We start from the raw sequence: 15,308 nt of genomic DNA, 5'->3' as shown, positions 1-15,308 counted from the left end.
CCATCAGGCGTCACCCTGCCATTTTTCGCTGCGGTTGCGGCCGTTGGCCTTGGCCTGATAGAGCGCCGCGTCGGCACGGCGTACCGCCTCCTGGAGCGGGGTGCCATCTGCGTGGAGGTGATAGCCGAGGCTGATGGTCACCGCCAGTGCAGGTTCAATGGCTGCCCAGTCATTACCGGCCACGGCGGTTCTGAGCCGCTCCGCCATGTCGGCGAGCTGCGTTTCGTTGCAATCGTTGACCAGCAGCAAAAACTCTTCGCCGCCCCAGCGGATCAGGCAGTCTTGTTTTCTTAGCTGTTGCTGACAGAGCTGCACCAGCCGGATCAGCACCATATCGCCCACCGCATGACCGAAGTTGTCGTTGACCCGCTTGAAGTGATCCGCATCGAACATCAGGATCCCCGGCCGCTGTCGCGTCAGCTCGCCCGACTGCTCCAGTCGCGCCAGATAGTGGCGGTTGAAGGCGCCGGTGAGGGCATCATGACAGGAGAGATAGTTAAGCCGCTGGTTGAGACGATGGGATCTCAGGTTGGAGAACACCGCCAGCAGCATAAAAAGGATGGCGAGCAGGGGGGGCGCTGACTGGCAGAGCATGGCCCACGCCAGCGGCAGCAGGGTGACGCTGTGTACCAGCCGCAAGGGGGTATCCGGGATCGCCAGGGTCAGTTGCAATGCCCCTTCCCGCCACTGGTACTCTGCGGTGGGCTCGGTGTTTTTCGGCACCACGGGCTGCGGCGCACTGCTGGCCAGCACCTGCTGGTACTGATTGAGCAGCAGATACTTGCCGAGTGCCGGAGTCAGGGTATTGAGTTGCTGCTGCAGGTGAGCAAGCAAGATATCGATGTTGATCATGCCGACCAGGGTGTCGTCTTGGTAGAGAGGCTGCGACAGGGTGATCATGGTGCCAAGGCCAGCGAAATCCTCGTAGGGGCGGGAGATGATGGTCACTTTGGTCGGGTTGGGGGTGGCCAGTGCATCCTGCCAGGCGTGTTTTTCATAGATGTTGTAGGAAAACCGGTACCGACTGGAGGGAACCCAGGGGTAGAGATAGATGAAGTTATCCACCCCGGTGAAATAGACCCAGGCAATCTCTTTGCCCAGGCGTTGGCTGGCGGTTGCCAGCAAGGGGGAGAGGCTCAGGGCCAGATGCATGCGCGCCTCCCGTTCACTGCCCGGTGGCGGCAGTGGCCCCTCACCAGTGAGGTTACCCGCCAGCCCCGCAGGCAGCTCGGCGGGGAGATGGTCGAGCACCAGTCCCTGATCAGGCAGTGGCTGAATATGATGGTAGAGCTGGCGGGTGAGCACCGATTGGGGGTCGCTGCGCAGTCGCTCTTCGGCCTGACCGCGCATTGCCTCCAGAAACACCTGGGTCTGCTTGAATTGATCCCGCAAGTGGATGGCACTGTTGAAGGTGTCGCTTTGATAGAGGCTCTCTATCTGCTTCAGGCTTTGCCGCAGGATCAGACCCACCAGCAGGATCACCAGCGCGAATAGCAGCCAGATGAGGCGCGAACGGGAGGAAGAGGTGTGATCTGACAGCATCGGCATAGGCAAAATACCCGGTATGGCGAAGGAAATAGCCGTTAGTGTATGCGACTAGTCTGAAAAAAAACTGAATCGACCAAGATGCAGTGATCTCGCCCCTCTCCTGTTACGTTTTGTCACATTTATACATAGTTACGGCATAGTATGGGGCTAAAATGGCCCCAATCTGGATTTACCTTCCAACTCTTCATGGATCGTTCGATGAAAATGCGTATCTGGCTCGGTGTGGGCCTTTTCTTGATTGTGATTGCTGCTGTCTGGACGATGCGCCACAGCCAACCCGCCGCCAAAGCCCCGACCAGAGAGGTCAATATTCGTAGCCACAAGGTCGCTCAGAGCCTGGCCGAGCCGACCCTCAAACTGGTGGGCAAGCTGGTTGCCAACAACTCGGTGGTGATCAGCCCCGAGGTGACCGGTCGCATCGTCAAGATTGCGGTGCAGTCGGGTCAGCAGGTCAACAAGGGCGATACCCTGATTGCGCTGGATACCGGCAAGCAGCAGGCGGCGGTGGCCGAGCAGAGTGCCAGCCTGCGCGATGAAAATCGCAAGCTGGGGGAGATGCGTAAACTGGTCGCCCGTGGCGCCGTGACCCAATCTCTGCTGGATGGGCAGGAGGCCATGGTGGCGCAGGTGCAGGCGCGGCTCGATGCCGCCCGTTATGAGCTCTCCCTGCGCACCTTGCGGGCGCCGTTTGCCGGCACTGTGAGCCTGATTGATCTCAGCGAAGGGGCATTGGTCAACAGTGGCGATACCCTGCTTCATCTGGATGAGATCGACAAACTGCGCCTCGATCTGGCGGTGCCGGAGCGTTACCTCTCCCTGCTGCGACCGGGCATGGCGGTCACCGCCACCAGTACCGCCTGGCCGGATCAACACTTTAGCGGCACTCTCACTACTCTGGATAGCCGCGTCTCCAACGATACCCAGAACATCAAGGCGCGGGTGATGATCCCCAATGGCAGCGGCCAGTTGCGGCCGGGCATGCTGCTCAACGTGGCGCTGGCGCTGCCTGCCCAGCAACTCACCCTGATCCCCGCCCAGTCGGTGGAGTACGCCGGTGAGCAGCGCTTTGTTTACCGTCTCGAGGCCGATGGCCGGGTCAAGCGGGTGCCTGTGGTGCTCGGCGAGACCGAAGGGGAGACCGTCTGGGTCACCGAGGGGCTGAAAGTCGGCGATCGCATCGTGGTCGAGGGCTTGGTTAATCTGCGTGATGGGGTGCAAGTGCGCGATCTGGCCGAGGTGAACGGCTGATGTGGCTCTCCGATATTTCAGTACGCCGCCCGCTGGTGGCGGTAGTGCTCAGCGCCCTGCTCACCGTGTTTGGTCTGGTTGCCTTCAGCAAACTGACGGTGCGGGAGATGCCCGATGTGCAGACCCCGTCGGTCTCCATCACCACCACCTATGAGGGGGCGGCCCCCTCGGTGATGGAGAGTCAGGTCACCAAGCCCATCGAGGATCAGCTCTCCGGTATCAGCGGCATCAAGAACATCAACTCCATGACCCGCAAGGGGCGCTCGATGATCACCGTCGAGTTCAAGCTCGGCTGGAACATGGTGGAGGGGATCTCCGATGTGCGCGATGCCCTTTCCCGCGCCCGGCCCCGGCTACCCGATGATGTGGACGAGCCGCTGGTGACCAAGGACAGCGGCAGCGGCGATGTGGCGATCTGGCTCAACTTCAGCAGCAGCCAGATGGATCGCACCGCCATGACCGATTACGCCAACCGGGTGCTGGTCGATCCCCTGAGTCTGGTGGACGGGGTGAGCGAAGTTGCGCTCTCCGGCGACCTGACTCAGGTGATGTATGTGCGGCTGCGCCCTGCCGACATGGCGGCCCGTGGCATCACGGTGGCGGATGTGGAAGATGCCCTCAAGCGGGAGAACATCGAGCTGCCGGGCGGCGAGATCCGCAACAACTCCATGACCATGGCGGTGCAGATCGCCCGTCTCTACCACACCGCGGAGGATTTCCAGCAGTTGCAGATCCGCACAGCCGCCAACGGCCAGAGCGTCTATCTGGCCGATATTGCCGACGTGGCGGTGGGGGCCAAGAACGAAGACAGCGCCTATCAGCGCAACGGCAAAGAGAGTCTGGGTATCGGCATCGTTGCCCAGTCCACCGCCAACCCGCTGGCGGTGGCGCAGGGGATCGAGAAGAAGCTCGGCGAGATGCAGCGCTTCCTGCCGGAGGGGGCCAAGCTCGAGGTGGATTACGACTCCACCATCTTTATCAAGCAGGCCATCGACGAGGTGTACGAGACCCTGGCCATCTGCGCCGTGCTGGTGGTGGCGGTGCTCTATCTGTTCCTCGGACAGGCCCGTACCACGCTGATCCCGGCCATCACTGTGCCGGTATCGCTGATCTCCGCCTTTATCGGCGCCTGGTACTTTGGCTTTTCCATCAACCTCATCACTTTGCTGGCCCTTATTCTGGCCATCGGGCTGGTGGTGGATGACGCCATCGTGGTGGTGGAGAACATCCACCACCATCTGCAGCGGGGCGAACCGCCGCTGCTGGCCGCTTGGCACGGCACCCGCGAGGTGGGCTTTGCGGTGATCGCCACCACAGCCGTACTGGTGATGGTGTTTGTCCCCATCGCCTTTATGGATGGCATGGTGGGGCGGCTCTTTACCGAGTTTGCGATCCTGCTCTCCTTGGCGGTGCTCTGCTCCTCGCTGGTGGCGCTGACCTTGACCCCGGCCATGGGCTCCTGGCTGATGCGCCCGCTGGATAAGCCGAACCGGCTGACCGCCGGGCTCGATCGTGGCATGGGTTGGCTGGAGGGGATCTATCGCCAGCTGCTGGCATGGGTATTGCGCCACTCCCGCTGGATGCCGTTGCTGTTGCTGCTCTGCCTTGGCGGCATTGGCGCGCTGTTCAGCCTGATCCCCAACAGCCTGACCCCCACCGAGGATCGCGGGGTGGTGTTCGTCTTCGTCAAGGGGGCAGAGGGGACTAGCATAGAGCGGATGAAGCGCAATATGCAGCAGGTGGAGTCGGCCATCATGCCGATGCTGGGGCAAGGGGTAGTGCAGGCGCTCAGCTTCAGTACCCCGGCCTTTGGCCGTGGCGGTGATCAGACCGGCATGGCGATTATCCAGCTTACCGACTGGGCCGCGCGGGATATCACCGCCAGTGAGTTTGCCCGCACCCTGGGGGGCAAGCTGTCAGGTATTCCTGATGTGATGATCCGTCCCTTTATGCCGGGTTTTCGTGGCGGTTCCACCGCGCCGGTGCAGTTTGTGCTGCAGGGTAACGACTATGGCGAGCTCTACCTGCAGGGACTTGAGCTGCAAAAGGCGGCGCTGGCCAGTGGCCTGATGCTGAGCCCGGATCTCGACTATGCCGAGAAGACCCCCGAGCTGCAGGTGACCATCAATCGCGACAGCGCCAGCCAGCTTGGCATTCCTGTCTCCACCGTCGCCAACAGCTTGCAGACCCTGCTGGGCGGGGCGAGCAAGACCACCTATGTGGACAGGGGCGAGGAGTATGACGTCTACCTGCGCGGCAATCAGACCGAGTTCAACGGCATCTCGGATCTCGGCCGCATCTATCTGAAGGCCGCCAACGGCGAGATGGTCAGTCTCACCACCCTGGCCACCGTCAAGCAGGTGGCGACCGCCAACCGCCTCAACCACTACCAGCGGCAGAAGGCGATCACCCTGACCGCCGACGTGCACCCGGATCACACCCTCGGTGAGGCCCTCGATTTCCTCGATGACTGGGCCAACGCCAATTTGCCTACCGGCATGACGGTGGATTATGCCGGTGACTCCAAGGATTACCGCGACAATCAGGGGGAGATGGTGCTGGTGTTTGGCCTCGCCCTGCTGGTGGTCTATCTGGTGCTGGTGGCCCAGTTCGAGAGCACCCTGACCCCGGCGGTGGTGATGGTGACGGTGCCGCTCGGCATCTTCGGTGGCCTCTTGGGCCTGTGGCTAACGGGGCAGGAGATGAGCATCTACAGCCAGATCGGGATGATCATGCTGATCGGCATGGTGACCAAGAACGGCATCCTCATCGTCGAGTTCATCAACCAGCTGCGCCAGCGGGGGGAAGGGTTCGAGGAGGCAATCATCGCCGGTTCGGTGCGCCGCTTACGCCCGATCCTGATGACCTCGCTGACCGCCATTATCGGCGCTGTGCCGCTGATGCTCTCCATGGGTGCGGGTTACGAGAGCCGGATGGCGGTGGGCACAGTGGTGTTCTTCGGGCTGTCGTTGGCAACTTTGGTCACTCTGCTGGTGGTGCCCGCCATCTACCATCTGCTGGCGCGCCACGCCGGAATGACAGGGGCGCGGGATCAGCAAGTGGACGAAGCGCTGGCCGCCAAAGGGGCAGGGGAGTCGCAGCCTCCGGCGCTCTGATCAGCGCCTTGGCCTGAACTCTCACCTGAACTCTGACCCGAACCCGAACTTGAGCCCAAGCGGGGCCGGTTGTCAGCCTTATCATCACAAGGGCGCCTGCGGGCGCCCTTGCTATTGCTGGCGGTGGCTTATTCCGCGGTATCTATAGGGACAAAAAGCCATCGCTCCCCTTAGCCGCAACCGGTATAATGCGCGACCCGAATTTTTCCAGGTGTTCAAAATGCAGCCGGTACCCAACCTTTTCTCCTATCCCCGCTATTGGGCCGAGTGCTACGGCACGGCGCCCTTCCTGCCCATGTCCCGCAAAGAGATGGACAAGCTGGGTTGGGACAGCTGCGACGTCATTCTGGTGACCGGGGATGCCTATGTGGATCACCCGAGCTTCGGCATGGCGGTGATTGGCCGCATGCTCGAATCCCAGGGCTTTCGGGTCGGCATCATCGCCCAGCCAGACTGGTCATCGAAGGATGACTTTATGCGCCTTGGCAAACCGAACCTCTTCTTCGGGGTCACTGCGGGCAACATGGACTCCATGATCAACCGCTACACCTCCGACAAGAAGCTGCGCCACGACGACGCCTACACCCCGGGGGATGTGGGCGGCAAGCGGCCGGATCGCGCCACCCTGGTCTATACCCAGCGCTGCAAAGAGGCGTTCAAAGAGGTGCCGGTGCTGATCGGCGGCATCGAGGCCTCCCTGCGCCGCATCGCCCACTACGACTACTGGTCCGAGACCATCCGCCGCTCCATCCTGCTCGATGCCAAGGCCGATATCCTGATTTACGGCAACGCCGAGCGGCCGCTGATCGAGGTGGCTCACCGCATCGCAGCGGGGGAGAGCATCGACACCATGCAGGACATTCGCGGCACCGCGGTGATCCGCAAGGAGCCGCTGCCGGGCTGGAAAGGGGTGGATTCGAGCAAGCTCGACCAGATTGGCCGCATCGATCCCATCATGAACCCTTATATGGAAGGGGCTCCATGCTCGGATGACGCCACCGACGCGGCTCCTGCCGCCCAAGAGGCTCAGCCGGTGCTGGTGCAGCCGCCAAAGCCCAAGCCGTGGGAGCTGACCTATGTCAAGCTGCCGGCGTTCGAGCGGGTCAAAGAGGACAAAGTGCTCTACGCCCACGCCTCGCGCATTCTGCACCACGAGACCAACCCCGGCTGTGCTCGCGCCCTGTCGCAGGCCCACGGCGATCGCATCATCTGGGTCAACCCGCCCGCCTTCCCGCTCGAAACCGACGAGATGGATGGCGTGTTCGGCCTGCCTTACCAGCGGGTGCCGCACCCGGCCTATGGCAACGAGAAGATCCCGGCCTTCGAGATGATCAAGACCTCGGTCAACATCATGCGCGGCTGCTTTGGCGGCTGCTCCTTCTGCTCCATCACCGAGCACGAAGGGCGCATCATCCAGAGCCGCTCGGAAGAGTCGATCCTCAAAGAGATCGAAGATATCCGCGACAAGGTGCCCGGCTTTACCGGCGTCATCTCGGATCTCGGTGGCCCCACCGCTAACATGTACAAGCTGCGCTGCCAGAGCCCCAAGGCCGAGCAGACCTGTCGTCGCGCCTCCTGTGTCTGGCCCACCATCTGCGCCCACATGGACACCGACCACACCCCGACCATCAACCTCTACCGCAAGGCCCGTGACCTCAAGGGGATCAAGAAGATCCTCATCGCCTCCGGGGTGCGTTACGACATCGCGGTAGAAGATCCCCGCTATATCAAGGAGCTGGCCAAGTACCACGTCGGCGGCTACCTCAAGATCGCGCCGGAACACACCGAGGAGGGGCCGCTCTCCAAGATGATGAAGCCGGGCATGGGCAGCTACTACCAGTTCAAGGAGCTGTTCGACAAATACTCGAAAGAGGCGGGCAAGCAGCAGTACCTGATCCCCTACTTCATCTCTGCCCACCCGGGCACTACCGATGAAGACATGGTGAATATGGCGCTATGGGTCAAAGAGAACCGCTTCAAGCTCGATCAGGTGCAGAACTTCTACCCGTCGCCGCTGGCCAACGCCACCACCATGTATTACACCGAGAAAAACCCGTTAAACAAGGTGAGCCGCACCGGTGGCGATGTGTTCGTGGTCAAGGGTGAACGCCGTCGCCGCCTGCACAAAGCACTGCTGCGCTACCACGATCCGGCCGGTTGGCCGATGATCCGCGAAGCCCTGCTCGCCATGGGTAAGGGCCACCTGATTGGCAACGGCCCCGGCTGTCTGGTGCCGCCAGAAGGTCGTGGTGAGGCGGTGGCCTCGCGCAGCACCAACAAGGGGCTAAAACCGGCCCTGACTCGCCATAGCAACATCAGCCATCAGCGTGGCAATGGTGGTAATGGCACGGGTAACAAGGGGACTGGCGGCCAGAGTAACGGACGTGGCACCAGTGCCGCCCGCAGTGAGGCTGGCGCAGCTAATGCCCCGGCGGCCAGCAGAAATGGCGGCAAGGCGGGCAATGGCAAACCTGTGGGTGGTCAGTTGCAAAAAGGGGCTGGCAACGGCAAACCCGCCGCTCCAGATGCTAAACCGACAGGGCAGGGGAAATCCGCCCATAAAGGCAAGGCGCCAACCCGCGCTGGCTCTGTCAAGCCGGGCACCAAACCCGCCACTCAAGGCAGCAAGCCTGCGGCCAAAGGGAATGGTGCCAAGCGACCGGCGCGGTAATGCCAATCAGTTAAGGGTCTATTGACCGCTTCTCCTGATGTGTAAAAATCCGAAACCTATTGATTGGTTTCGGATTTTTTATGCGTATCTAACAGGCTCTCGACTTCCTTCATGCCAGCAATTCTGCCCAGTTTGAGCCACTCTCCGACTTCATTCCCTCTGCGCTCATTATCGACCTGCTCGGTGAGGAGGGCGTTGCCACCCTGCGCCGTCACCATATACCCATGGAACTGCGGGTCTGGGCCATCATCGGCATGGCCATGTTCCACCACGTCCCCATGGCTCAGCTGGTCAATCAGCTCTATATCCTGCTGCCTTGTGAGACCGCCTATCCGCAGGTACGCATGCTTTGTCAGATGGAGCTGACCAGTCACCTGATCACCTAGGCCGTCATGGAGAGCTGCGTCGTCAACGAGATGGTGCTGGCCGAGCTGCTCATTGAACTCTTGGGTGTTGAGCATCACCTCGCGCACCCGCGCCGCTTTCTCCTTGTCGGCGACTTCTGCTCATCGGGGACTCGACTCTTCGCAATCTACATAATGAGGCTGCATTGCATTCTCGTATGAGGCACAATATGGGCTGCAATATTGATTGTCTGACTCCATTTGGAGTCCCTTGGTTTGTGGATATTTTCTCAATGGTAAGGCGATTGGATATCTGTATAAGAGAGCCTGTCTTTTGCTGAAATATTCCCGAGGAGAAAGAGTATTGCCTAGGAAAACAGCCTAAAAAACTCAAATAAAAATAACTGGTTGTCTATTGAGCGATCTGAACATGTTGCGACCGCACGCGGTGTGTTGGTGATTTTTTGATCAGCTCAATATTAAGACCAGTCCCGATGATATTCCGAGTGTGCCGGTATTTATCATGGAATTGTTTATCAACGCGCTACTCAGAGTTTTGTCTACTGACTCGCGGTGAGTTGAGGGACTGGCAATAAATCTTGCTATTCAGGTAAACATAACAAAAAAAGGGATAAGTAATGATTAGGATGCCTATAGATAGGCCAACAGTGCTGGCGATGGCCATAACCTTGTCCGTGACAGGGTGTGCAACCATCGACAAGCAAGTGGCTGAGAGTGATAGCTGGGTAAGCTGTGCCGGTGGTGGCTTGCTAGGCGCTCTTGCTGGAGCGGCGATCGGTGCCACCCAAGGTGGTAGCGACAAGGTGCTCCTCGGCGCTGTTGCTGGTGCCGCTGTGGGTTGTGGTGGCGGCCTTTGGTACAAAGACCGAGTTGATCGGTTGCAAAAAATAGCCCAGGAAGAAGGTTTAAAAATGCAGGTACGCGAACTGCAAGTGGCTGCCGTTCAGGAGCAACAGAAACCGAAGGATGAATCTTCTACAGCTGTGGGACTTGAAGCGTCTATAGAGTACGCCGAGATGTTCCCAGTCGGTTCTGCCAACTTAACCACCGAGGGCCACCGGAAAATGACCCGTGTGGCGCAAGAGTTTGCCAGCAAACGGGAAGAACAGTCCAAGCTCCCCGAGAATCAACGTAGAAAGGTGTTGGTGGTCGGCCATACCGATTCTGCTGGCGCTGCTCAGTTCAATCAGCGCCTTTCTGAGGAACGAGCTCGGGCCATGGGCCAGATATTGGCTGCTGCCGGTGTGCCTCGTAGCGATATCTACTACCAGGGGGCAGGTTCTTCCCGACCGATTGCCAGCAACGACAACGAAGATGGTAGGGCACAGAACCGCAGGGTCGAGTTGGTCGAGGTGCAAAATGAGGCCTTGCTGGTCAAGCGTGTGAGTGAGGAACGTGCCAGTCCCAAATATTTAGCTCATGGTACCGGCTCTGCGAGTAAGGTCGCATTGGCTTCCACTACCACAGCTGTGACCCAAAAGACGATGAAGGCTGAAACAACACCAGCTAAGTCTGCTAATGCTACCGAGTCGACGACTACTGCTACAGCCCCCCTCAATGATAAGCCGGTCGCTCAACCTAAGTCGGGTGACGTTATCTCCCCTTCATCGACCGCCAGTGAATCTGTAGCGATCAAACTGGCCGGCAAGGGAACTATCGACTTTGGTGGTCATCTGGTTGCCGACAGTTCCTCACCGCTGACCGGCAGCATTGCGCCAAAAACCCCCACCTTCTCCATTATCACTCCGGCTTACGCCAGTGCACCTATCAGTTCTTGCATAGGGGACATGCCCCGTGTCGAGGGCCAGGTTAAAAATCTGGCTAATGGCCAGCCGTTGGCGGAACATTCTACCGAAGAATACTTCCCTGGCCTCAATGGTAAACCATGGGTCGCCGCTGTGAATGGTCATGTGGCCTCGGTGGGACCGGTTGCGGTACTGCGTGACGAAGCGAAAGTGGCTAAGCAGCCCGCCATGCAGTTCATCCCTGACTACAAGAAATCCAAAAAGCAGACCGCCAAGATTGAATCGGTCGCCAATACCTATGAAGGGGAGACTCAAATCCTCTATCGGGTGTTTGCCGTCAATCAGGCCGCTTCGCCAGTGTCGTGCATGGACGTTGTGTTCGACAAACGATCTGGTGCTGCGGTTGCGGGCGAAATTTACTATCCGAAGCAGGGTGATGCCTACGTGGCCCAATACCTGCCCAAGCGTCGTTAAGGGAATTAGACATGTTTGAAAACATCATTCACGCCCTGTCGGGTGCCTGGCACATCATCGGTCTGGTGATAGGCCTTATGGTTGCGGTCGTGACCACCATCGTTTATTGGTACGAAGTAAAATACTGGCACATGGAGATGCGGCTGCGGTTGCCATGGATTGGCCGCATTGCAGTTTGGACCAGAATGCCGGGTAAAAACGAGGAGAGGTCCGAGGACAACCCCAATGCAGTCGGCTTCAATGCCGGTGAGAAAGGGGTGTGCGGTGCGTATCAAACCTATTACTCAGAGCATCAGCCATCAGAAGAGAATTTCAAGCGCAACCTGGATTATCTGGGCAAAGCAGACGAGGCGGACCGGTCTGAAAAGGGATTGGGTATCTGGCTGCTCATGATCGTCCTGATGGTGATTGAAGCATCAGCCTTTGGTTATGCGTTGGCACCGTTTGCCCTTACTATGGCAACCCCCAACACGGCCATTGTCGGCGCGTTCTTCCTGGGTTTAGTTATCTCCATTATCGCTTTGGTTCTGTCCGAGTTTGCAGGCCGTCAACTCTACCGCAACGGGGTAGTGAACAAGATCCTCTCCTACGAGTCGATTCGTGATGGTGCAGACATGACAAAGACGCTCAACGCGACTATCGACAATACCTATGACGACAATGAGGCTAAACCCTTCCAACAATTGCTGAACCGGATCAATGTGCCGCTCGATAAATACGGGCAGCCACAGCGCCGGTTCTCGATTATTGCTGGGTATGGGATCTTCATTGTAGGGCTGGCTATCGCTGCATTTTGGGTTCGAACCGAAACCCTGAACCAGCAGGAAGCTATGTTGGTCGAGAATCCGACAGCCGTCGTCCAGAGTACCGATGATTTCCCTGTTGCATCTGGCGAGGAGGAGATCCCTTTGCCTACTGACATGGCCGAGTTGTCAATTAATAGCAGCCAGAAGTCAGCGCAAGACCAGATTGATGCGATGCATCGTGCCTCGTTGGTGACCTTTGCGGTGCTGTCTGGTTTGTTCTGCTTTATCCAGTTCGCCTCTACCTACCTTGCTTTCCGTCACGGCTTCGCTGGTACCTACTCACGTCGTGCCTGGGAGTTGACCCACAAGTACAACAGTGCTGACGAGTTTGTCCGTCACCACAAGGCCAAAGCTGCCACCATTGCTCAAGATGCCCAATCTTCTTTGGTGAAGTTGCAGTCGTTGCAGGACAAGGTGTTCAGGGTGAACGGTAAGACGAAGGACGACCTGAGTCATAACAAAGACAGTCGCACCTTCCTGCGCTATGTGGAAGAGCAGGCGATCATTGAGCATAACCAGAAAAACCGGGCGATCGGCCAGCATAGTACCGATCTGCTCACCGATTACGTCGCCAAGACCATAACGGATTTGAAGGCCGCGATAAACGCAAAGGATAACGAGAAGATCTGGGCGATCACCGATGTTGCTGGCCCCCGGTTCGCCGCGATCAACAATCCAGCGTTGATGGCTCAAAAGGCGACGTTCAATGAACTGGTGGCAGTCTTTGGTGCGAGACCTACAGTGGCACAGCCACAAGTTATTGCTCAATCCTATCAACCGGTCCCGCTCGCAGCCACATCAGTACCATCAGCCGAATCGGTAGAACCAGTGGCTGACATGGCACCGGTGACCCAGACCATCGAAGCACCAAAGGCGCATTCCGAGGGAGAAAGGGTGGCAGGTTTCGATCCTCATGCTTGGGGCGATCTTACTCAATTTGAAGCTGACGACATGGACTATGTCGCTAAGAAGAAGGGCGTGTCTGTGGACGACCTTAAACGAGCGCGTCGATTGCAAATGCTCGACAAAGTGGAGGCGTGATGAAACCACGGATCCTTCTGACATTGATGTTGATGCTTCCTGCGACAGTGATGGCAGCAGAACGCAACGACCTGAGCAGTTGTTATCAACAGGCTAGGATTATCGAGTTCAAGCCAGCGCCCTCGGGCCGCATGTTGTCGGTTGTGGTGGATCAGACCACGCCGCTCACGTCGGATCTACAGCGCACCGCCTGGGAGCATATCAAGCGATTCCTGCAGCCTGGCGATCAGTTGCGCTTGTACTCCTTTTCCGCTTATTTGGAAGGCCACTACATGCAGCTCAAATATGCAGGCCAGCTAGATAAAGGGCTTGACCAATCGCAACTGGGTGATGTGCCGATGATGAACGCCAAGAAGCTCGATCAATGTCTTGCTGCTCAACCCAAAGTTATGTTGCAACAATTTGGTAAGCAGTTTGTTCAAACCATGGGCAAATCCTCGACAGATATCCCGCGCAGCGAGATCCTGTTTAGCCTCAAGGCGGTGAGCGACGATATCCGAGCGACTGAGGGCGTGAAGGATAACGTCATTCTGCTGATGTCTGACATGCTGGAATACAGTGACTTTGGTAGTTTCTATCAATCCAAAGGGATCCGTGATATTTCGCCTTCAGTGGAGCTAGCCAAGGTCGAAAAGGCTAATCTGGTTGCTGACTTCAACGGTGCAAGGGTTTATGTGCATGGGGCGGCCTTTGTGCCTACCGATACAAAAAACGGTTATCGGAGTGGCAAGATGATCCAGAATCTAGAATCCTTCTGGAGCCAATATTTCCAACGTTCTAACGGCCAGCTCATAGCATTTGGGCATCCAGAGCTTACGGTCTCTGTGCAGTAACGGCCTCACAGCATTAAGCTGGTAGGGATAAAAGTTACCACCGTCATGGTTAATGCCAGTCAGTTAAATCTGACTGGCATTGTTTTTACTTACTTTTTTCACTGTGCTGGCAGCATGACAGCCATAAAAAAACCGGCATCATGGATGCCGGTTTTTTGTTTGACGATGAGAGGGCTGCTTAGCGCAGGATCATCTCGTCACGGCCCGGGCCGACGGAAACCATCGGAACCGGCACACCCAGCAGTGCTTCAATACGCAGCACGTAGTTCTGGGCGGCTTTAGGCAGGCTTTCGAAGGTGCGGCAGCCGGTGATGTCTTCACTCCAGCTTTCCATCACTTCATAGACAGGCTTGAGGGCTGCAGTCTGTGGCCAGATCGGGTTCTCGGTGTGAGCACCTTCATAAGCGACGCAGATCTTCAGATCCGGCAGGCCGGTCAGGCAGTCCAGCTTGGTCAGGGCAACTTCAGTCGCCGCTTGCAGCTCAACGCCATTCTTGGTGGCGACGGCATCGAAGTAGCCAACGTCACGGGGACGACCGGTGGTGGCACCGAACTCGTTGGTGATCTTGCGGAACTCGTCCTGGTTCTCCATGGCGGTCAGCAGGGTGCCGGTACCGACAGAGGAGCTGAATGCTTTGGCCACGGCGATGATGCGCTCTGGGCGCAGTGCCGGCAGGCCGCCACCGATACCGGCATAAGCACCGGAAACGTGGGAGGAGGTGACCCATGGGTACTCACCATAGATGAGATCACGGCCAGCACCCAGCTGCGCTTCGAACAGCAGGGTCTTGCCTTCAGCCTGCAGCGCTTTGAGCGGCATGCTGACGTTGCACACGGCGTCGATCCACGGTGCAGAGACTTCCAGCAGCCAGTCGGCCATCTCCTGGGCGGTCTGGGTGAATTCGAAGGTCGGATAGATAGCCTTCATCTGCGGCAGTTTCCAGTCCAGCATGAACTGGATGCGCTCGACCAGTACGTCCGGCTGCTTCAGCCAGCCAACCAGGATCGCTTTCTTCATCACGCGATCACCGTAGGCCGGAGCAATACCTTGACGGGTAGAGCCATAGGCGCCATCGCCCAGACGCAGCTCTTCCAGGGTATCTTCCAGCGCGTGCAGCGGCAGGCAGAGGGTTGCGCGGTCAGAGATTGCCAGCTTCGGAGTCACGCCGGAGGCTTTGACTTCATCAAGCTCAACGGTCAGTTTCTCTGGGCTGATCACCATGCCAGGGCCGAGAACAACCAGGCAATCCGGGCTGAATACGCCACTGGGGATTTGGTGCAGCTTGAATGTGCCAAGATCGTTGACCACTGTGTGGCCAGCGTTGTTGCCGCCCTGGAAGCGAATGCTGGCGCCAGCTTGACCTGCCAGATAATCAACGATGCGGCCTTTGCCTTCATCACCCCAGTTAGCACCTACGACTACGATAGACGACATGACTCTTTCTCCTAAGACGTTAGGCG

The 15,308-nt window shown here is 58.3% G+C and carries 8 protein-coding genes and 1 pseudogene; 7 read left to right on the top strand and 2 right to left on the bottom strand.

Going from position 1 to position 15,308, the window contains the following annotated elements; genetic code table 11:
• Positions 1-3 precede the first annotated feature (3 nt).
• The gene (locus BN4575_RS14550; RefSeq protein ID WP_068978718.1) at positions 4-1,548 is read right to left on the bottom strand and encodes a sensor domain-containing diguanylate cyclase; all 1,545 of its coding nucleotides are present in this window, start codon (positions 1,546-1,548) and stop codon (positions 4-6) included.
• Positions 1,549-1,746: 198 nt separating this feature from the next.
• Between BN4575_RS14550 and BN4575_RS14545 the strand changes: the two genes are divergently transcribed.
• From BN4575_RS14545 to BN4575_RS14520, 7 genes and pseudogenes are all read left to right on the top strand, one after another.
• Positions 1,747-2,796, top strand: a complete 1,050-nt coding sequence (locus tag BN4575_RS14545; RefSeq protein WP_068978717.1) for an efflux RND transporter periplasmic adaptor subunit — start codon at positions 1,747-1,749, stop codon at positions 2,794-2,796.
• A complete protein-coding gene (locus BN4575_RS14540; RefSeq protein WP_068978716.1) occupies positions 2,796-5,912 on the top strand; it encodes an efflux RND transporter permease subunit in 3,117 nt (1,038 codons plus the stop codon). The genes BN4575_RS14545 and BN4575_RS14540 overlap by 1 nt, the downstream gene beginning before the upstream one ends.
• Before the next feature lie 220 nt (positions 5,913-6,132).
• Positions 6,133-8,583: a YgiQ family radical SAM protein gene (locus BN4575_RS14535; RefSeq protein WP_068978715.1), complete on the top strand. Its 2,451-nt coding sequence runs from the start codon at positions 6,133-6,135 to the stop codon at positions 8,581-8,583.
• Positions 8,584-8,663: 80 nt separating this feature from the next.
• Positions 8,664-8,966, top strand: a pseudogene (locus tag BN4575_RS21295) (transposase domain-containing protein); the annotation flags it as partial.
• 638 nt (positions 8,967-9,604) lie between these two features.
• Complete coding sequence (locus tag BN4575_RS14530; protein WP_176716441.1) at positions 9,605-11,167, top strand: OmpA family protein; 1,563 nt, start codon at positions 9,605-9,607, stop codon at positions 11,165-11,167.
• 11 nt (positions 11,168-11,178) lie between these two features.
• Positions 11,179-13,014 (top strand): hypothetical protein, encoded by a 1,836-nt coding sequence (locus tag BN4575_RS14525; RefSeq protein ID WP_068978713.1) that lies wholly within the window; start codon positions 11,179-11,181, stop codon positions 13,012-13,014.
• Entirely contained in the window at positions 13,014-13,847 is an 834-nt protein-coding gene (locus tag BN4575_RS14520) for a hypothetical protein (RefSeq protein ID WP_068978712.1), read from the top strand. Before BN4575_RS14525 ends, BN4575_RS14520 begins: the two co-directional genes overlap by 1 nt.
• Before the next feature lie 178 nt (positions 13,848-14,025).
• On the opposite strand, the gene BN4575_RS14515 is transcribed toward BN4575_RS14520, so the two are convergent.
• Entirely contained in the window at positions 14,026-15,282 is a 1,257-nt protein-coding gene (locus BN4575_RS14515; RefSeq protein ID WP_042020579.1) for an adenylosuccinate synthetase, read from the bottom strand.
• Positions 15,283-15,308 lie beyond the last annotated feature (26 nt).

The sequence above is a fragment of the Aeromonas sp. EERV15 genome, assembly GCF_900079845.1.
Classification (GTDB): Bacteria; Pseudomonadota; Gammaproteobacteria; order Enterobacterales; family Aeromonadaceae; genus Aeromonas; species Aeromonas sobria.
This window is presented reverse-complemented; position numbering and strand designations above follow the sequence as displayed.